The 16,543-nt window shown below is 67.3% G+C and carries 13 protein-coding genes; 10 read left to right on the top strand and 3 right to left on the bottom strand.

Annotated elements, in window-relative coordinates; genetic code table 11:
• Nucleotides 1–196 precede the first annotated feature (196 nt).
• The 3 genes from ATC03_RS19780 (at nt 197) to ATC03_RS10875 (ending at nt 2,010) form a co-directional block, all read left to right on the top strand.
• Nucleotides 197–373 (top strand): DUF1345 domain-containing protein, encoded by a 177-nt coding sequence (locus ATC03_RS19780; RefSeq protein ID WP_232338863.1) that lies wholly within the window; start codon nt 197–199, stop codon nt 371–373.
• A 152-nt stretch (nt 374–525) separates the two neighbouring features.
• The gene (locus ATC03_RS10880) at nt 526–1,485 is read left to right on the top strand and encodes an SDR family NAD(P)-dependent oxidoreductase (protein WP_067876772.1); all 960 of its coding nucleotides are present in this window, start codon (nt 526–528) and stop codon (nt 1,483–1,485) included.
• Nucleotides 1,486–1,533: 48 nt separating this feature from the next.
• Nucleotides 1,534–2,010 carry a GNAT family N-acetyltransferase gene (locus ATC03_RS10875; protein ID WP_067876770.1) on the top strand — a complete coding sequence of 159 codons (477 nt, stop codon included), beginning with the start codon at nt 1,534–1,536 and terminating at the stop codon, nt 2,008–2,010.
• Between the two features lie 373 nt (nt 2,011–2,383).
• On the opposite strand, the gene ATC03_RS10870 is transcribed toward ATC03_RS10875, so the two are convergent.
• From ATC03_RS10870 to ATC03_RS10860, 3 genes are all read right to left on the bottom strand, one after another.
• Entirely contained in the window at nt 2,384–4,015 is a 1,632-nt protein-coding gene (locus tag ATC03_RS10870) for a substrate-binding domain-containing protein (protein WP_067876769.1), read from the bottom strand.
• Nucleotides 4,016–4,238: 223 nt separating this feature from the next.
• The gene (locus ATC03_RS10865) at nt 4,239–5,129 is read right to left on the bottom strand and encodes a LysR family transcriptional regulator (protein WP_161490334.1); all 891 of its coding nucleotides are present in this window, start codon (nt 5,127–5,129) and stop codon (nt 4,239–4,241) included.
• Between the two features lie 121 nt (nt 5,130–5,250).
• Nucleotides 5,251–6,285, bottom strand: a complete 1,035-nt coding sequence (locus tag ATC03_RS10860; protein WP_067876767.1) for a LacI family DNA-binding transcriptional regulator — start codon at nt 6,283–6,285, stop codon at nt 5,251–5,253.
• 180 nt (nt 6,286–6,465) lie between these two features.
• Here ATC03_RS10860 and ATC03_RS10855 point away from each other — a divergent pair, with 180 nt between their 5' ends.
• From ATC03_RS10855 to ATC03_RS10825, 7 genes are all read left to right on the top strand, one after another.
• A complete protein-coding gene (locus ATC03_RS10855) occupies nt 6,466–7,776 on the top strand; it encodes an ABC transporter substrate-binding protein (RefSeq protein WP_067876764.1) in 1,311 nt (436 codons plus the stop codon).
• Nucleotides 7,777–7,904: 128 nt separating this feature from the next.
• Nucleotides 7,905–8,735, top strand: coding sequence for a carbohydrate ABC transporter permease (locus ATC03_RS10850; protein WP_084003437.1), 831 nt, complete (start codon nt 7,905–7,907; stop codon nt 8,733–8,735).
• Nucleotides 8,736–8,740: 5 nt separating this feature from the next.
• The gene (locus ATC03_RS10845) at nt 8,741–9,643 is read left to right on the top strand and encodes a carbohydrate ABC transporter permease (protein ID WP_227820068.1); all 903 of its coding nucleotides are present in this window, start codon (nt 8,741–8,743) and stop codon (nt 9,641–9,643) included.
• Complete coding sequence (locus ATC03_RS10840; RefSeq protein WP_084003435.1) at nt 9,640–12,294, top strand: glycoside hydrolase family 78 protein; 2,655 nt, start codon at nt 9,640–9,642, stop codon at nt 12,292–12,294. The genes ATC03_RS10845 and ATC03_RS10840 overlap by 4 nt, the downstream gene beginning before the upstream one ends.
• A complete protein-coding gene (locus ATC03_RS10835) occupies nt 12,291–14,552 on the top strand; it encodes a glycoside hydrolase family 3 C-terminal domain-containing protein (RefSeq protein WP_067876753.1) in 2,262 nt (753 codons plus the stop codon). The genes ATC03_RS10840 and ATC03_RS10835 overlap by 4 nt, the downstream gene beginning before the upstream one ends.
• Nucleotides 14,553–14,585: 33 nt before the next feature.
• Nucleotides 14,586–15,428 carry an IclR family transcriptional regulator gene (locus ATC03_RS10830; RefSeq protein WP_198168700.1) on the top strand — a complete coding sequence of 281 codons (843 nt, stop codon included), beginning with the start codon at nt 14,586–14,588 and terminating at the stop codon, nt 15,426–15,428.
• Between the two features lie 99 nt (nt 15,429–15,527).
• Nucleotides 15,528–16,505 carry a PDR/VanB family oxidoreductase gene (locus ATC03_RS10825; RefSeq protein ID WP_152030924.1) on the top strand — a complete coding sequence of 326 codons (978 nt, stop codon included), beginning with the start codon at nt 15,528–15,530 and terminating at the stop codon, nt 16,503–16,505.
• Nucleotides 16,506–16,543: the final 38 nt, after the last annotated feature.

Genomic DNA, 16,543 nt, shown 5'->3' with positions numbered 1-16,543 from the left:
CGCATTGCGCTCTTTCGGCATGCCGGCCTCTGCTCTCTAACAGCGGGTGGCCGTCGTTGTACCCCACCTGGCTTGGGGGCGAGCGTCGGGGGAGTAGTACGTCCTGTTGTCCGGTGGGTTACCGCCCGCGAGTGTGCGGTCCTGGCCATCTATTCACCCGATCGGCGGCATTGAATTCAACCAGGACGAGGATCCCATGTATACGGACTTCGCTTACTTCTCGTTCGGACTCGGCATGACCTATCAGGTGGCCGACACGAACGTGCGCACCAACGCGGTCCGCCGCATCGTGCTGGCGCAGACCCTTCTCGTGTACCTCTTCGGCGCGGTGATCCTGGCGACGTTCATCAACCTCGTCACCGGGTTGGGCTGACGACGTGGTCCCTGCTGGGGTCCGCACTTGGGCCGACCGATCCGGGCGCAGATGATGGGTGGAGTCAAATGACCGGTGCTCGTGGTACCTCCGGGGCGTGAGAGTGATGACCGCTGTGGGAATTCGGCGTGGGAGGGTGCGGAGGGGAAGCGATGTCAGTGCAGCGAATGACCAGTCCATACGACTCGAGAAGCACCGCATTCGAGGTTCTCGAAGGAGTGGATCTGACCGGTCGACACTATGTCGTCACGGGCGGGGCGTCGGGAATCGGTGCCGAGTCGGCTCGAGCTCTCGCTCGAGCAGGGGGTCAGGTGTTGATCGGCACCCGAGACCCTACGAGCGCGCAAGCCTTGATCGACGAGGTCGCCGCAGCGCCAGGGCGCGGGTCCGTTCAGGCGGCCGCCCTCGATCTCACGAGTCCGAGCTCCGTTGCCGCATTCACCCGCTCGGTCGACGGTGCAGTGGACGCGCTCGTGGCGAATGCCGGCGTGATGGCGATCCCGACCAGGCAGTTGACGTCCGTCGGATGGGAGACGCAGCTTGCGACGAACTACCTCGGCCACTTCGCGCTCGCACTCGGATTGCGCGACCGACTCCGTGCGGCCGAGGCGGGAAGAGTCGTCGTCGTGAGTTCCTCCGCGCACTTGCGCTCCCCGTTCGATTTCGACGATCCGCAGTTCGAACGCCGTCCGTACGACCGATGGACTGCGTACTCGCAATCCAAGACCGCGGATGTCCTGCTCGCCACCGGCATCGCCGAGAGGTGGGGCGGCGACGGGATCGTCGCCAACGCACTCATGCCGGGGTGGATCACGACGCGCCTCCAACGGCATCTGGATGACGAGACGCTGAGATCCATGGGCGCGATGGACGAGGAGGGCAACCGCATAGAGCAGTCGTTCTACAAGACACCGCAACAGGGAGCCTCCACGACAGTCCTGCTCGCCGCATCACCACTCGTCGACGGAGTCACCGGCCGGTACTTCGAGGACAACCAGGAAGCGGCCACCGTGCCCGATGGCGCAGGCCGCACGAATGGCGTTGCCGCGTATGCCGTCGACCGATCGGCCGCGGGACGTCTCTGGGATCTCGGTTCTTCGGCACTCGCCTGAGTCGGAGATCAATCGACCTGAGGAATCCCGTCGTGTCAACATGGCTCTGTGACGAAGGTGAACGTTCGGCGGATGACTTCGGCCGAGTACGAACAGTGGCAGATCGCGATCGCGGAAGAATACGCGGATGAGCAGGTCACGGCCGGGAGATGGCAGCGGGAGGGAGCGGTGCAGCGCGCTCGTGATGAGAACTCGCAGTTGTTGCCTGACGGCCCGGCGACGGCCCGGATGCTGGTACTCAGAGGCGTGGATGCCGCCGGCGACCCGGTCGGCCGCGCATGGGTGGGTCTCGACCACCCACGTGGCATTCCGGATGTCGCGTTCCTCTACGACATCGAAGTGATCGAGGCCAGACGGGGAAGCGGACTTGGGCGGGCTCTCCTCGAGGCAGTCGAGGAGGCGACCAGGCAGGCCGGTTCGGGCGCGCTGGAGCTGAATGTCTTCGGGCGCAACCGCTCCGCCATCTCGCTATACAGCTCGTCCGGCTACGACGTCGTCACGCAGCAGATGCGTAAGACCTTCTGAACGGAGCTTTGGCCGAGCAAGCAACCGCGCGCACGGGTGCCTCACCATCGCGGTCGCCATCTGCGCGAGCGTGCTGAGGTGCAAAGCCTTGGAAGCGCTATCGAAGACGGCAACGATTGGGTACCGCGTCCTCCAGAGTTCCCCTTTGATCAGGGAATTCTCTGTTGTTTCCCGTATGGCATGCGCTTGGATAAACTGGATCAAGGTTTCGGAACGTTGCCCTGATCAGCGCTTTTGATTCGGACTTGAATCCAAGTCCAGAAGATTCACGCATCAAATCCTGGTCGTCTAGATTCGTCCATTGATCTGCGGTTTCTCGGCCGCGCTTTCGCCGGCAGTCGCACAAGTATGAAGGCCGACTCTCTGAACCCGCTCACCCGCAATCGGGCCGGCAGCCCCGCTGGTACAGCGCGTCGACGAGCACCGCGCTGAGGTCCTCCGGCCGCGTCGCCGAGTAGGCGGCGCCCCCGGTCGCAGCGATCTGCTGCATCGCGGCGAGGTCGGTGTCAGGACCGAACCCGACCATGATCACCGGCACCGGCTTCAGCGGGTCGTTCTGCTCCTGCAGCTTCGCGAGCAACGTGGGCAGGTCGATGCCGTTCTCGTCGTCGTTCTTGCCATCGGTGATCAGCAGCACCGAATTCACCATCTCCGGGTCGTAGCCATCACGTACCCGCTGCACCGCGGCCAGAGTTGTGTCGTAGAGGCCGGTCGCGCCGCCAAGGCGCTGGTGCAGCGAACCGACGATCTGCATCACCTGCGCTGTGTGCGTGCTGTCGGCGAGTGGCGCAATGGGCGAGAGGTCTTCCCAATCCTGTTCCCCTGCTCGGGCCGTGGAGAAGATCCACACGCCCAGTTGGACCTCGCCGGAGAACTGCCCGAGCGCGCCGCCGGCCGCCTGCTGGAAGATGTCGATTCGGCGCAGGCCGTTCTCGGCGGGCTCTTCCATCGACCCCGATACGTCGATTACCGCGAGCATTCGCGAGCGAAGCGTCATGATCCCCCACAACCGGAGAATGTCCAGCTGCGCAGCACCGATCTCTTGCGTCTGCTGGGCGGCTTGGAGCGCGGCGGCCGCGTCTGGAAGTGAGGGACTCACCCCGGCGATTGCCAATACGCCGGAGCCGTCGACCCGCCGGAGACCCACGGTGTCCATCGGCTGTGTAGCCTGCCTGATTTCGTGTTCGAACTCGCTGATCAGCGCGGTCCTCCCGTCATCCGCCTCCTCGTCGGGCATCACGACGAACGGATAGTCGAGCATGACCGTCCCGTCGGTCGGGTACTCGGCGACGAGTGGGTCGTCGGGGTTGTCTCTGTTGTGCTCGGCGACCTCGACCTCGGTCAGGATGACCGGGGTCGGCTCATCGGCGGCGAGCGCGGTGCTGATCGCCGCGTCGGCCGATGCCGGGATCTGCTTGCCGAGCGACATCAGCGCGCCGGCGAACTGACGCGGATCGTCTGCCGACGAGACGCTGCGCACCGCGTAGAGGGCGGCCACGCTCGCTGCCGAGGACTGCGGGTCGGGCAGCACGGCGACGATTTCGCGGTCTCGAACGCGCGCCCAGGTGATCGGTTCCGCTTCGACTGAGGCGGCGTGCGCCGCGGGCACGCCGAGGACGACCGGCGACACCGCGAGCGAACCGCGATTCTCGATTTCGGGCGTAGTACGCCCCAAGGATTCAGTGAGAGCCGCCAGTCGCTGAATCCAAACGCCGGAACCGGGGATCCAGACATCGCCGTCGAATTGCCCGGCAGCGATGGAGGCGACGCTGTCCGACGAACTCTGCGATACCACCTTGGCGAGGAGGCATCGCCCCGAGTTCGTCGCCACCGGCAGGCGGCTGGACGTGTAGTCCACGGCGCCCGCGATTGATGGGTCCGCGACGATCACGATCGGGTCGACCGAGGTCTCGTCACATGCGATGCGAGTCGCGTCGGGTTCGGCCTGGGCATGGCTCCCAATCCAGATGAAGCCGAGCGTGCTGACGACGGCCAAGACCGACATCGCGGCGAGGATGGTGAGCAGCAGCTTGAGCCCCGGCGGCTCGGGGCGAGCACTGGGCCGCCGAGATCGAATCGGAGCAAGGCTCGATCGAGGCGTAGGCGTACTGTGTCGTCCCACGGTGCACTCCAATCAAACGAGAGACGTGGACGCGTCGCTCGAGGCACGGAAAACTCGGGTCAGGGAAGTGGATTCGGACCGCATCAGCTGCGGAAGTAGGCGACTGTCAGTCGTGCGAGGGAGTGCTCGTCGGAGGCATTTGCTCCAAGCTTGCTGCGACGTCGGCGACTTTGCTCCGCAGCCACCGATGGCCGGCGTCTTGCGCATGCGACGGGCTCCACCAGAACGCTTGTTTGATTCCCGGAATCGCGATCGGACAGTCGATGGCGACGACATCGCGTCGTTGCTCGAATCGTTCGACGAGCGACTCAGGCACGAACGCCACACGGTCGGTGCCGGCGACAACATCGGGGAGCGTGAGGAAACTGCGGGTGGTGACTTGCATCTGCGGATACACGCCGAGCAGGTGCAGGGCCCTCGTCGCCGCGACGATCGCCGTCCTCCCGCTGTACGTTGTCGCCCACGGTCGGGCTCCCAGTTCGGCGACCGTCAGAGGACTCATCGCAGTGCTCGCGTCGACGAGGCACCGCCACCGGTCCGTGAATAGGTCGATGAACTCGAGGTGCTCGAGGTAGCCATGCGGCAGGATGAGGCCGTCGATCTCGCGGAGCGAGTCGGGGGCGTTGTCAACGATCGCGTCCTGTACGTGGTCCATACGCAACATCACGTTCGGTGCCGCAGCTGAGAGGGTTCGCGAGAGCGCGGCCCCGAACACCACGGAGACGTAGTCGGAGCACACCAGGCGGAACTCACGACTGCTCTCCTCCGGCCGGAAGTCGGCCTGCGCGCTGAAGACGCGGGTGAGGGCTCCGCTCGCCTGCGTCACCGTTTCGAGCAACTCGGTTCCGAGCGGGCTGAGGACGTACTTGTTGCCGGAGCGCACGAGGAGTTCGTCGCCGAAGTGCCGGCGAAGTCGGGAGAGTGCTGCGGAGAGCGCGGGCTGACTCATGAACATCCGGTCTGCGGCCCGGCTGACACTGCGCTCCTCGAGCAGCATCTGGAGCGGCACCACCAGGTTGAGGTCGACCGAGCTCAGCTGCAGCGCGGTGCGGCCGGGCTCGTCGTGTGGCTCGGGCGAGGGCTCGTTCGTCATCATTGACTACTCCTTCGGTTCAGTTCTACCGCTCGGTGCTCCGGCGCGCGATGAGGGACGGCGCGAGGCGGATAGCGCGATGCTCGTGGTCGGGCTCCTCGACCTCATCGATCAACAGTTGAGAGCCGACGAACCCGAGTTCCTCGCCGGGCTGACTGACCGTGGAGATCGGGATCGGGGCATCCCAAGCCGCCTGATTGTTGTCGTAGCCGATGACACCGAGCGCCTCGGGCACCCGAATTGAACGCTCGGACAGCGCCTGGACGATGCCAGCGGCGAGAAGGTCGGAAGCCGCAACGATGCCGTCGATATCGCCACCGAGAACCCGGTCGGCGAGGGCCTGGCCGACCTGCCAGCCGTCGGCACGATTCACCCAGGTCGGCGCGATCTCGTCGACGGGGTCGAGCGCGGCGGATGCCAGGGCGCGGCGGAACCCGCGGCGGCGGTCGGCGACGGGCTGGAGGGTGTCGGGCCCGCCGACGAACACGATGCGTCGTCGTCCGGTCTCGAGCAGGTGCGTCGTCGCGAGGTGACCACCGGCCTCGTTATCGATCGACGCGGTGCAGTAGCGGCCGCTGTCGTCGTGGAAGTTCAGCATGACGAGCGGCTGGCCGTGTGCGTGGCGCCCGACGATCGCGCGGAAGTGCGAAGCGTCGTTGAGGGTCAGCAGCACGCCGCGGACGCGGGTCTCGGCGAAGAGCTCGACGTAGCGGTCCTCGCGTTCGAGCTTGCCGTCGCTGTTGGCGAGCACGACCGAGAGGCCGCGTTCGTCTGCGGCGCGCTCGGCACCGCGTGCGATGTCGACGAAGAGCGAGTTGCCGAGGTCGGAGAGGATGAGCCCGAACGACCGGGTGCGACCGGCGGCGAGCGAGCGCGCAGCGCCGTTCGGGATGTACCCGAGCATGCCGATGGCCCGGTCGATGCGGCCGAGGGTCGGCGCCGCCACGCGTTCGCGGTGGTTGAGCGCGTTCGACACGGTCGCGATCGAAACGCCGGCGAGGGCGGCGACATCTTTGATGCCCGCCGAGGTGGGCTCCTCGCGCGGCAGTGCGTCTGACATGTGCTGCAGCCTAGCCCACGTTGTAGCGCTTCAAGATTGGTCGACGAGGCATTCGCGAGCCGGATAGGCGGTATTCGGCCGACGCTGTGCGCGAACGCCGGATTCGGCTCGCTGTGGGAGGAGTGGCGACTTACGCTCTCGTTGTAGCGCTTCAAACGAGGCCGCATTCAAGGAGGAACTGTGACCACAGCACGTCAGCGGGCGACGAAGCTCGTTCCGCTCATCGCCGCGATCGGCGTCACCGCGTTCGCACTCACCGGCTGCTCGGCCGGCAACAGCGATGGCGGCACGACGGCACCCGACAAGTTCAGCTATCTCTCGTTCGCCGAGAACACGTCCATCCAGGACACGCTCACCGCGCTGTCCACCGGTGAGTGCTCCGCCGAGAACGATGCCCTGCCGCTCGACATCACCACCCAGCCCCAGGCGAGCTACGACCAGCAGCTCCAGCTGCTCGCCGGCCAGAACGCCCTGCCCGTGCTCTTCGCCAGCGGCAACACCCCGCAGGTCGCGAAGGACCTCAACAGCGGCGGCAAGCTCGTCGATGTCGAGCAGGCGCTGACGGACCTCGACAAGTCCGATGCGATCATCCCGGCCGCGAAGTCGACCATCGACGCCCTGTACGACGGCGACCAGTACGTGCTGCCCACCGAATTCAATGTCGAAGGCATCTGGTACAACAAGAAGCTGTTCGCCGACAACGGCATCGAGGTTCCGACCACGTGGGACGAGCTCGTCACCGCCGCTGACAAGCTCAACGCCGCCGGCGTCATCCCCTTCTCGGCCGACGGCCAGGACGGCTGGCCGCTCACGCGTCTCGTCGGCAACTACATCTTCCGCGACCTCGGCCCCGACGCCCTGCAGAAGGTGGCCGACGGCGACGCCAAGCTGACCGACCCCGAGTACGTGAAGGCTGCTGAAGCCGTCGCCGACCTCGGCGCCAAGGGCTACTTCGGTCCCTCGGTCACGTCCATCGACTACATGACCGCGATGAACCAGTTCCTCACCGGACAGGCCGGCATGTTCTACATGGGCAGCTGGGCGCTCGCGAACTTCAACGACCCGGCTCAGAACCAGATCGGCGCAGAGAACGTCGGCTTCATGCCGTTCCCCACGGTTGAGGGCGGTGCCGGTTCGGCCGACCAGCTCGCCGCGAACGTCGGCGTGCCGCTCGCGCTCTCGAAGTCGACCTACTCCGACGACGTCGCCTCGTGGCTCGGCTGCTTCGCCGACAACTTCGGCTCGAGCTCGCTGGCGAACCAGGGCGTCATCACCGGTTTCAAGGTGAACACGCCGGTCGAGGACCTGCCGCCGCTCACGCAGGAAGTTCAGACGCAGATCGACGCCACCACGCAGAGCGTGCTCTGGTTCGAGGCGCTCTTCAACGCGAAGGCCGCGACCACCAGCCAGACGAACGCATCGCAGCTCGTCACCGGTGCGATGAGCCCTGAGGACTTCATGAAGGCCGTGCAGGCCGACATCGGCGACTAGTCCGAACCATCGGTGCGCGCCTCCCCGTCACGCGGGGATGCGCGCACCACCCCGACACGAAAGCATCCACTGCAGTGAATCGCGTACTTGGTGATTGGCGCGCCGTCACCGTCCTTCTCGGACCGGCCATGCTGGTCTACTCCCTCATCATGCTGGTGCCCATCTTCTGGTCGCTCGGCTACACGGTGTTCGAAGGCAACCCCATCGTGGGCTTCACCTTCGTCGGCCTGGACAACATCGTCCAGCTCTTCACCGACCCGAAGATCGGCGACGCGCTGCTCTTCACCCTCAAGTACGCGATTGTCCTCACCGTCGGCCAGGTGCTCGTGGGCTACGGCCTGAGCCTGCTCTACGTGTTCTGGCTCAAGAAGGCGTCCGGGCTCATCCGCACGCTCGTGTTCTTCCCCGTCGTGCTGCCGACCGTCGCCGTCGCGCTGCTGTTCCAGGCGCTGTTCGCCATCGCTCCGCAGATCGGCCCGGTGAATTCGCTCCTGAACTTCTTCGGCGCGGACTCGATCGACTGGTTCGCGTCGGGTGCGACGGCGTTCTGGGTGATCGTCATCATGGACATCTGGCGTTCGATGGGCTTCTACGCCGTGCTGCTCTACGCCGGTCTCGTCGACATCCCCGAGGAGATGTTCGAATCCGCTCGTCTCGACGGCGCGTCGGGCTGGAAGCTCGTTCGGCACATCGTGATCCCGCTGTCGCTCCCGGTGCTGTTCTCCTCGATCATCTTCAGCATCAACGGCACGTTGAAGGTCTTCGACTCGGTGCTCGCCCTCACCAACGGTGGACCGGGAAACACCACCACACCGCTGACGCTGTACATGTACCAGACCTCGTTCACCTACGGCGAGTACGGCTACGGCAGCTCGATCGCGCTCATGCTGACGATCCTCTGTCTGCTCGTGACGCTCGTCATCTTCCGCTCCTCGCGCCGCGACCTCACGAAGGGGTGACCACCGTGTCCCACACCACGCTCGAGACCGTCGCCCGCCCATCGATCCGCCCGACGGAGCCGCAACGGCGTAGCCCGATGCGCGGGGTGCGCCGCATCCCCGGCTGGGTCGTCGTGACCCTGCTGCTGATCGCCGTCGTCTACCCCCTCTTCTGGCTCCTCACCGGTTCGTTCAAGACCCAGAACGAGTTCCTCAACAACCCAACCTGGGCCCTGCCTGAGGACTGGACGAACCTCGACAACTACGTCGAGGCGTTCACGACCGGCAACCTCGGCATCTACATCAAGAACAGCATCCTCGCCACCGTGCCTGCGCTCGCGCTGACGATCATCTTCGGCGTCGCGGCCGGCTTCGCGCTCGAAGTCATGGTGTGGAAGGGCCGCGGCACCGTGCTGCTGCTGTTCTTGGCCGGCATCATGGTGCCCGGTCAGATGATTCTGCTGCCGCTGTTCACGATCTACTTCCAGACGGGGCTGACCGGCACGCTCTGGCCGCTCATCATCACCTACACCGCGATCGGCCTTCCGTTGACCGTGTTCATGATGGCCACGTTCTTCCGCGCTGTGCCTCGCGAGATCTTCGAGGCCGCGACGCTCGACGGAGCGAGCATCTACCGCCAGTTCTGGTCCATCGGGTTCCCGATGGTCAAGAACGCGATCTTCACGGTCGCGCTCGTGCAGTTCTTCTTCATCTGGAACGACCTGCTCATCGCGCTCACGTTCACCAACCGCGACGACCTGCGCACCATCCAGGTCGGCCTGTTGAACTTCACCGGCCAATTCGGCCAGGTGCAGTACGGCCCGACCTTCGCGGCGGTCTGCGTCAACGTGTTCGGCACGCTCATCATCTACCTGTTCCTGAACCAGCGGGTCATGAAGGGCATGACCGCCGGGGCGGTGAAGGGGTGACCGTCCTCGATCTCCGAGTGGAGCACCTCACCGATCAACTCGGCATCGGCATCGGCATCGGCACCGCGGCGCCTCGGCTCAGCTGGCGACTCGACGACGGCACCCAGCTCGCCTACGAGGCTGAGGCTATCGATGGTGAGGGTCGCTCGCAGCGGATCAATGTCGACAGCGATGACATGCTGTTCCAGCCCTGGCCGTTCGAACCGCTCGCCTCGCGGGCCGCGGTCGACGTGCGGGTCCGTGTCCGCGTCGCGGGGGAGGCCGAGTACGGTTCGTGGAGCGAACCTCTCCACGTCGAGGCCGGCCTGCTCGAGGCATCCGACTGGCAGGTCGACTGGGTCTCGCCCTCGACCGAGGCACCTCACGACGGGCCGCGGAACGCGCATCTCCTGCGCGCAGAGTTCACCGTCGTCGGCGAGATCCGTCGGGCGCGCCTGTACGCAACCGCGCATGGCCTGTACGAGCTCGAGGTCAACGGGTCGGCGCCGGCGGATGAACTGCTCGCCCCGGGGTGGAGTTCGTACCGGCACCGCCTCCGGTATCGCACGATCGACCTCACCTCGCAGGTGAACGTCGGTCGCAACGCCATCGGCGTGCACCTCGCCGATGGCTGGTACCGCGGCCGCATCGGTTTCAACGGCGGGCTCTGGAACGAGTACGGCACGGATGTCGCGGCCCTCGTCCAGCTCGAGATCGAGGACGAGTCGGGCATCCGTGTGGTGCCGCTCGAATGGCGCACGTCCGAGAGCGCGATCATCGCGACCGGGCTCTACGAGGGCGAACGCCACGATGCCCGACGCGAGCAGGCGGGTTGGTCGGTCGCTGGCTTCGACGACGCCGAGTGGAACCCGACCACGACGCTCGCACGCGATCAGTTCACGGCCGAGCTCGAAGCACCCACCGGTCCGCCGGTGCGCGTGATCGAGACCATCCGCCCCACGTTGATCTCTCGGGCCGACGACGGAACGCTCCTCCTCGACGTCGGCCAGAACATCGCCGGCAAGATCCGGTTCACCGCCGCGGCTTCGGCCGGCACGACCGTGCGCATCCGCCACGCCGAGGTGCTCGAAGACGGCGCCCTCGCGACGAGGCCGCTCCGCACGGCGGCCTCAATCGACGAGTACACGTTCGCCGACGACGCGCGCGTGACGTGGACGCCCCGCTTCACGATCCACGGGTTCCGCTACGTCGAGATCAGCGGCATGGCCGACCTGTCGGTCGAGGATGTCGAGGCCCTGGTCATCCACTCGGACATGCGCCGTACCGGATGGTTCGAGACCGATCACCCGCTGCTCGATCGCTTCCACCAGAACGTCGTGTGGAGCATGCGCGACAACTTCGTCGACCTGCCGACCGACTGCCCCCAGCGCGACGAGCGGCTCGGATGGACCGGCGACATCCAGGTCTTCGCGCCGACCGCATCGTTCCTGTACGACGCCACCGGTGTGCTCACCAACTGGCTGCGCGACCTCGCTGCGGAGCAGGTCGAGTTCGGCTCCGTTCCGAACTTCGTACCGTGGATCGAGTGCGGCTTCCCGAGCGACCCCGCCGCGGTCTGGGGGGATGCCGCCGTGATCGTGCCGTGGACCCTCTACCGCCGCACCGGAGACGCGGGCATCCTCCGCGACCAGTTCGCCAGCATGACGGCCTGGGTCGATCAGGTGTTCGCGCTCACGGGCGGCACCGGGCACTGGAACCGCGGGTTCCAGCTCGGCGACTGGTTGGATCCCGCCGCGCCGCCCGAGCGTCCCGGCGACTCGAAGACCGACCCGTACCTGGTTGCCACGGCCTACCTCGCGCACTCCGCACGGCTCGTGCGGGAGGCATCCGCAGTGCTCGGCGAACACGAGGCGGAGCAGCGCTTCGCCTCGATCCACGAGGCCGCGGTGGCATCGTTCCGTCGCCACTACGTCGCACCGTCGGGCCGGGTCGTGAGCGACACCGTCACGGCCACCGCCATCGCGATCGCCTTCGACCTGCTCGACGGCGACGCGCAGCGTGCCGAAGCGGGTGCGCGTCTGGCCGAACTCGTCATCGATGGCGACTTCCTCATTCAGACCGGATTCGCCGGCACGCCGATCGTCTGCGACGCCCTCGCCTCGACCGGTCACCTCGATGAGGCGTACCACCTGCTGCTTCGCACCGAATCACCGTCGTGGCTCTACGCCGTGACGATGGGCGCGACGACGGTCTGGGAACGCTGGGACAGCATGCTCGCCGACGGCAGTGTGAACCCGGGGGAGATGACCTCGTTCAACCACTACGCGCTCGGCGCGGTCGCCGACTTCCTGCATCGGGTGGTCGCCGGCATCGAGGAGGTCGAGCCCGGCTTCCGGCGCGTGCGCATCGCCCCGCGCCCGGGCGGCGGTCTCGCGCGAGCGGCGGCGCGTCATGCGAGCCCGTTCGGCGAGATCTCCAGCTCCTGGCAGCGCGAGGGCGAACGGATGTCGCTGACCGTCGTCGTCCCGTCAGGGGTGACGGCCGAGATCGTGCTTCCGGATGCCGCGGCCACGACGTCCGTCGTCGGTGAAGGTCGTCACGAGTTCTCGTTCGAGCACCGCGCACCCGAGCAGGACCCGGCCAGGCAGCGCCGTTGGAACATCCACAACCCCGAGGAGCGACTCGAGATGATCGCCGCAGGTGCCCTGTGAACTCGACCGAGCCCACGCCCCCTGCCGCGCCCGCGTCGACGCCCACCGGGCTCTCGCTGCGGGAGGCGGCCTCGCTGCTGTCCGGTGCCGACATGTCGTCGACCAAGGCGCTCCCCGAGCACGGCATTCCCGCCGTGCTCATGACCGACGGGTCCAACGGCCTCGCGATGAACCTGCCCGACTTCTCGGGCAAGGTGCCGGCGACGTGCTTCCCGACCTCGTCGGCCCTCGCCGCGACCTGGGACCCGGGGCTCGTGTCGCGGGTCTCGGCTGCGATCGCCCGCGAGGCCGCTGCTGCGGGCGCTCAGGTGCTGCTCAGCCCCGGCATGAACCTGAAGCGCTCACCCCTCGGCGGCCGCAACTTCGAGTACTACAGCGAAGACCCCCTCCTGACCGGGGAGCTGGCGACCGGCTTCGTGCAGGGCGTGCAGAGCACGGGCATCGGTGCGTGCGTCAAGCACTTCGTCGCGAACAACCAGGAGACCGACCGCATGCGCGTGAGTGCGGATGTCTCCGAGCGTGCCCTTCGGGAGCTGTACCTCGCCGCGTTCGAGCGGGTCGTCGCGGCGGCCGAGCCGTGGCTCGTCATGGCCTCGTACAACAAAGTGAACGGCAGCTACGTGAGCGAGGACTCGCGTCTGCTCACCGGCATCCTCCGCGACGAATGGGGCTTCGACGGTGTCGTGGTCTCGGACTGGGGTGCGGTGGACGACCGTGTCCGCGCGCTGCAGGCGGGCCTCGATCTGGAGATGCCGTCGACCTCGGGAGCGTCCGATGCGCAGATCGTCGCCGCCGTCGAGGCAGGCGCGCTCAATGCCGAGGTCGTGCATCGTTCGGCAGAGCGCCTCACCGAGCTCGCAGCTCGTGCCGCGGCATCCGGCGCGGCGACCGCTGGCGAACGCCACACGACCGAACCGTCGGCCGCAGACCTCGCCATCACCGCTGCGGAACGCTCGGTGGTTCTGCTCCAGAACGAGAACGGGGTGCTTCCGCTCGCCCCGACCGCCGGGGTCGCGGTCATCGGCGCGTGTGCCGCAGCGCCGCGGTTCCAGGGCGGCGGCAGCGCCGGCGTGCAGCCGAAGCAACCGGCCGGATCGATCGTCGACGCCCTCAGCGCCCGACACGGCGGCGCCGTCGGGTACGCGCCGGGCTACGCCGACGACGGGATCACCCGGGATTCGGCACGGTTCGACGAGGCAGTCGCCGTCGCGTCGTCGGTCGATGTCGCCATCGTGGTCGTCGGGTCGCCCGAATCGGCCGAGAGCGAAGGCTACGATCGCACCGATCTCGACCTGCCGAGTGCGCAGAACGAACTCGTGTCCGCGATCGCCGCGGTCGCCCCGAGCACGATCGTCGTGATCATCTCCGGCGGTCCCGTGCGCACCGAGGACTGGCGCACCATCGTCGATGCGATCGTCGCGACCGGGCTCGCCGGGCAGGGCGTCTCGCTCGGGTTGGCGTCGATCCTCGTCGGCGACACGGATCCGTCCGGCCGCCTCGCGGAGACGTGGCCGATCGAACTGGCCGATACCCCGAGCTACCTCAGCTTCCCGGGTGAAGGCGGGCACAGCGTCTACGGCGAGGGCATCTTCGTCGGATACCGCGGTCACGACCGGATCGGCGGCGAGGTGGCGTTCCCCTTCGGTCATGGCCTTTCGTACGCGACGACGGAGTTCGGCGATCTCACGGTCACCGCCTCCGAGCACGGGTGGACCGTCGACGTCACGGTGACCAACACCTCCGCGCGCGCGGCACGCGACGTCGTGCAGATCTACGTCGAGGCTCCCGACCACGCTGCCCGGCGTGCACCGCGGGCCCTCGTCGGGTTCGCCGCCACGGCGATCGCTGCCGGCGCGACCACCCAGGTGCGCATCGAGGTTCCCCGACGCGCGCTCGAACGCTGGGACGAGGCAGCCGCGTGCTGGACGCTCGACTCCGGCACCTACGGCTTCGTCGCGGCGCGGTCCTCGCGTGACGTCGTGCTCCGGCACGAGGTCGACCTCGTCGGCGACGAGCTGCGGATGCCGCTGACGGCCCAGTCGACGCTCGTCGAGTGGCTCGAGCATCCGACCATCGGCCCTGCTCTGATCGCCGCCGTGACCGACGCCGACCCGAGCGGGCGCACGACCGGCATGCTGACCAACCCGATGGCCGTGCTCATGATCGGCGGCCTGCCGATCCATCGGCTCGCCGTCGACGCAGGCAACGCCTTGACCCTCGATCTGCTCGAACGCGTCGCGGGTTCGAACACGGACTGAGCCATGGCGCGTGGGTCGGAGGGGCGATCGAGCTTGAGCAGACAGCTCCAGCTCCTCGATGCGTTCAGCGTCGATCACCCCTACCTCACGGCGTCGGAAGTCTCCCGCCGGAGCGGGGTGCCGATGTCGACGACCCATGCGCTGCTCGCCGATCTGGAGGGCAACGGGCTCGTCGAGCGACTGCCGGATCGGACGTTCCGGCTCGGGGTGCGGCTCTGGGAGCTGGCCTCGCGCACTCCGGGTGTGCTGGGGCTTCGTGAGCTGGCACTGCCGCACCTCGTCGACCTGCAGGCCAGGGTCGGCCAGCACGTGCAGCTCGGCGTGCTCAACGGACGAGACGTGGTGTTCCTCGAACGGCTGTCGAGCCGTGACGCGGTCGTCAACGTGACCGTCGTGGGCGGGCGACTGCCGGCGCATGCCTCCGCGGGAGGACTCGTGCTGCTCGCGTTCGCGGATGCTGCGGTGCAGGAGTCCGTGCTCGCGTCGCCGTTGGCGCGCTACACCGATCGCACGATCGTGGACCCCGCAGTGCTTCGGCGGACGCTGCACGAAGTTCGGGTCACCCGATTCGCCCTCGGTCACGGGTACGTCCATGCCGACGCCCGAGGCATTGCGGTACCGGTCGTCGGCGCCGTCGGTGAGGTCGTCGCCGCCATCGGGCTCGTGGTGCCGAACGACGACGAGCCCTGGGAACCGCTGCGCGAGCATCTTCAGCGCGCTGCCGACGGGATCGCCGCCGACCTTCGGCGTGCGTCGCTGCCCCAGTCCGACCCGGAGGCCGGCCCCGGCGGCCGGTACCGCGCGCTCGTGCATTCGTCGGACGAGTCGATGGCCTTCCTCGCCAAGACGAGGTCAACCCGGCGAACCCGCGATTGAGGCATCCGCTTTCTCCTTGAAATGGAAAGCACCGCCCGGGGGAGATCACCCTGCCTAGCGTGATCGCAGCACAGTCGAAGACGACGAGGAGACGCTGCGATGACCGTTCGCAAAGAAGCGATGGATGCACGGGTCGACGCGGTCGACGCCGTCATCGTCGAACGGATGCGCCGGATCACCGACCGCGTCATGCACCTCACCCTGCGGCGGGCCGACGGCGAACGGCTTCCCGACTGGACGCCCGGATCGCACATCGACCTCGTGCTCGGCGACGGCACCACGCGCCAGTACTCGCTCCTCGGCGACACGCGCGATCCGTTCCGCTATGAGATCGCCGTGGTGCGAGAGCACGACGGGCGCGGCGGTTCGCGCCACGTGCACGATGTGCTCCAGGCGGGCGATGTCGTGGGCATCGGTGGACCGCGGAACAATTTCCGACTCGTACCGTCGCCCCGGTATCGATTCATCGCCGGTGGCATCGGCATCACCCCGATGCTCCCGATGATCCGGGCCGCGGCCGAGATGGGCGCCGAGTGGGAGTTGCTGTACCTCGGCCGATCGCTGACGTCGATGCCGTTCGCCGACCAGTTGCTCGAGGCGCACGGCGAGCGCGTGCGACTGCGCGCCTCCGACCGGGGCCGCGTTGATGTCGCGAGCTGGATCGGCGCGTTCGATGCCGACACCAAGGTCTACACGTGCGGTCCGGTGTCGCTGATCGAGGCGGTCGTCGACGCCACCGCAGCCTGGCGGCCGGGGTGGTCGCGGGTCGAACGATTCGAGGCATCCGATGCCGGAGAGCCGGCCCGGACCACCGCGTTCGAGGTCGAGGTCGAAGGATCCGGTCGCGTCATCACCGTCGAACCCGGCGTGGCCGTGGCCAGCGCGCTTCGCGAGGCGGGCTTCGATCTGCTCACCTCCTGCTCGCGGGGCGTCTGCGGCACCTGCGAGACGGATGTCGTCGGCGGCGACCCGGATCACCGTGACGCGATCCTCGACGACGTCGAACGCGCCGCCGGGAACTGCTTCTTCCCGTGCGTCTCCAGGTCGAAGAGCGATCGCCTCGTGATCGCGCTCTGAGGCGCCGCCGCAACGCCCCAGCCCGAACACCACCTGAT

Source organism: Agromyces aureus (genome assembly GCF_001660485.1).
Classification (GTDB): domain Bacteria; phylum Actinomycetota; class Actinomycetes; order Actinomycetales; family Microbacteriaceae; genus Agromyces; species Agromyces aureus.
The sequence above is the reverse complement of the archived record's forward strand: the minus strand, read 5'-3'. Positions and strand labels throughout refer to the sequence as shown.